Source organism: Nonomuraea sp. NPDC049784, from assembly GCF_040659615.1.
Classification (GTDB): domain Bacteria; phylum Actinomycetota; class Actinomycetes; order Streptosporangiales; family Streptosporangiaceae; genus Nonomuraea.
Genome location: NZ_JBFAMX010000957.1, coordinates 1 through 2,754 on the forward strand (window position 1 = coordinate 1; position 2,754 = coordinate 2,754).

General features: G+C 70.1%; 3 protein-coding genes and 1 pseudogene. All 4 read left to right on the top strand.

Going from position 1 to position 2,754, the window contains the following annotated elements:
* Positions 1-263: pseudogene (locus AB0J09_RS61635) on the top strand (SPFH domain-containing protein); the annotation flags it as partial.
* Positions 264-272: 9 nt separating this feature from the next.
* Entirely contained in the window at positions 273-1,046 is a 774-nt protein-coding gene (locus AB0J09_RS61640) for a sporulation protein (RefSeq protein WP_360713370.1), read from the top strand.
* 147 nt (positions 1,047-1,193) lie between these two features.
* Positions 1,194-2,258, top strand: a complete 1,065-nt coding sequence (locus tag AB0J09_RS61645) for a hypothetical protein (protein ID WP_360713372.1) — start codon at positions 1,194-1,196, stop codon at positions 2,256-2,258.
* A gap of 9 nt (positions 2,259-2,267) precedes the next feature.
* Positions 2,268-2,754, top strand: a 487-nt coding sequence (locus AB0J09_RS61650; RefSeq protein WP_360713374.1) for a hypothetical protein, incomplete at its 3' end; no start/stop codon positions are given.

Genomic DNA, 2,754 nt, shown 5'->3' on the forward strand with positions numbered 1-2,754 from the left:
CCGCCGCCGAGAACGAGGCCAAGGCGCTGCGCCGGCTGGCCGAGTCGTACCGGGACAACCGGGCCGTGCTGCAGTACGAGCTGGCCCGCAGGCGCCTGGACGTGGGCGCCAAGCTCGCGGAGAACGCCCCCCAGCCGCTGGTCGTACGGACCCAGCAGGGCCAGTCGGACTCCGCGCTCTCCACCCTCCTTCTCGCCCAGCTGCTCCCCCGCATCTCGGGCACAGGTACCGGCCAAATGAACGGCCACACACCTTCCGCTTAGGAGAACCCCATGGTGTTCCGCAAGTTAATGGCCGCGTTCGGCGCGGGTGTCGAAGTAGACACGGTGCTGACGAACACCGGCGTGCGCCCCGGCGAGACGTTGCGCGGCGTCGTCCACTTCCGCGGCGGCAACTCCGACTACAAGGTCGAGGGCATCTACATCGACCTGACCGCGGTGGTCGAGGTCGAGTCGGGCGACAACGAGTACAAGACGACCTACAGCTTCCTGCGCCAGCAGGTCGCGGGGACGTTCCAGCTGGCCGCGGGCGCGCAGCACCAGCAACCGTTCGAGATCGCGATCCCGTGGGAGACGCCGATCAGCGCCATCGCCGGGCACCCGCTGCACGGCATGAAGCTGGGCGTCCAGACGGAGCTGGCGCTGGCGGGCGCGCTCGACAAGGGCGACCTCGACCCGCTGTTCGTCAGCCCGCTGCCCGCGCAGGACCACGTGATCGGCGCGCTCGACCGGATGGGCTTCCGGTTCAAGAAGGCCGACCTGGAGCGCGGCACGCTGTACGGCTCGACGATGCCGTTCTTCCAGGAGATCGAGTACTACGCGGGCGGGCAGTGGCGGCGTCACTTCAACGAGCTGGAGCTGACGTTCATCGCCGGTCCGCGGCAGATGGACGTCATCCTGGAGGCCGACAAGCGGGGCGGCTTCCTGACCTCGAGCCACGACGCCTACAACCGCTTCTCCGTGCGCTACGACGACTCGCCCCACTCGGCGGACGCGGCGCTGCAGCGCGGCCTGGAGGCGATGGCCCGCCACCGCGGCTGGTTCTGATCCGCCGCCTGAGTCACCGCCGCCCCGCCGATCGACGGCGGGGCGGCGCGACCGCTAGGTGATCGCTCCTTTGCGTGCCCTGGCAGTCGCATGGCGCGGTCGTTACCATGACCTCGGGGACTGATCGTCGGACGGCGGGGCGAGGCGATGGCACGGTTCATGGCGGCGGTGAAGCGGGTCGCCCCATGGGCGGCGCAGAATGCCGACGGCGCCATCGCCCTCCTGCTCGCGATCGTGATCGGCGTGCTGGGCGTGATGCCCAACGAGATCGTCCCGACCGAGGTGCAGACGCAGCTGGTCAACGCCGCCACGCTGGTCATCATGGCGCTGGTGGCGACCGCGCTGCTGCGCGACCGCGTCCGCCAGGCCCCGGTCGAGGAGACGATCACCTCGGGCGCGCTGGCCGACCTGCCCGTGCGCCTGGCGCGCATGGAGGAGATCGAGACGCTGATCGGCAGCACCCGCAAGGCTCTCGACTCCCTCCAGCTCGTCAGGGTGCTGGGCAGCAAGCAGGAGATCGCCCAGTACCACGCCGAGGCGCGTAAGGACACGCCCAGGTGGAGCTTCAAGGGCGGCACCGGCACCTACCTGCGCGCGGTCACCCTGCCCGAGTGCGTCGCGGCCGCCCGCAGGGACAAGCGCCACCTCACGGTCAGGGTCGAGGTGATCGACCCGTCCAACCTCGAGGTGTGCGAGACGTACGCGCACTACCGCCGCTCGCTGTCCGACGCCCCCGACGGCACCGGCGAGACGTGGACGGCCGACCGGGCCAGGAAGGAGTCGTACGCGACGATCCTGGCCGCCTTCTGGCACCGCCAGCGCTACGGCCTGCTCGACATCGCGGTGGGCCTGTCGTCGACGATGACCACGTTCCGCTGGGACCTGTCGGCCACCCGCCTCATCATGACGGTCGAAGACCCGAACAAGGCGATGACCGCGCTGGCCGGCACGTTCTACTACGAAAACTGCGACACCGAGCTGCGGCTCAGCTTCGAGCAGGCGCGGCGGGTGCCGCTGGAGATGTACAAGAGGGTGCCTCTGAGCGATGAGCCCACCATCGAGGAGGTGCAGGAGTTGTTCGAACGCATCGGGGTGCCCCTGCCCAAGTCCTACAACGGCCACGACGTCGTCGACATCGCCCGCAAGGCGTTGCGCGCTGTCGATCCCTATGGTGAGCCGCTTCCAGTCGCTCACCGACGAGACGGAACGTAAGCACCGGTCATGAGCCATCACGCGGTCCAGCAGCGGGTCCTCGGGGGCGAGGCCAGGTCGTGGGCGCTCGAGGCGCTCTCGGCCGGCGACCTGACCGCGGTGCGCCACCCGCTCGGATTCGTGTGCCTGCCGCTGGAGCGCGACGGCGGCGAGGGGGTATGCGTCCACCTGTGGTCCGACTCGCTCGCGCACGCCGAGAGCACCACCTCACAGATCCACTGCCACAGCTGGGACCTGGTGAGCCACGTGCTCTACGGCCAGGTGCGCAACGTGCACGTGGTGGTCACCGACACCGGGGCGGACGCCACGCACCGGGTGTTCGAGGTGGTCAGCGGGGCCGACGGCGACCGCATCTCGCCGACCGGGCGCACCGTGCGGCACGCGACGGGCCTGGTGGAGGTGTTCGGTCCTGGGGAGACGTACACGCTGGCCGCCGGCCGCTTCCACAGCAGCGTCGTGCCCGAGGGCGGCGAGGCGGCCACGATCGCGCTCGGGC

Excerpts from the sequence above, each read along its gene's own strand:
- AB0J09_RS61645 (WP_360713372.1), top strand. The coding sequence starts at position 1,194 with ATGGCACGGTTCATGGCGGCGGTGAAGCGGGTCGCCCCATGGGCGGCG.
- AB0J09_RS61640 (WP_360713370.1), top strand. The coding sequence starts at position 273 with ATGGTGTTCCGCAAGTTAATGGCCGCGTTCGGCGCGGGTGTCGAAGTA.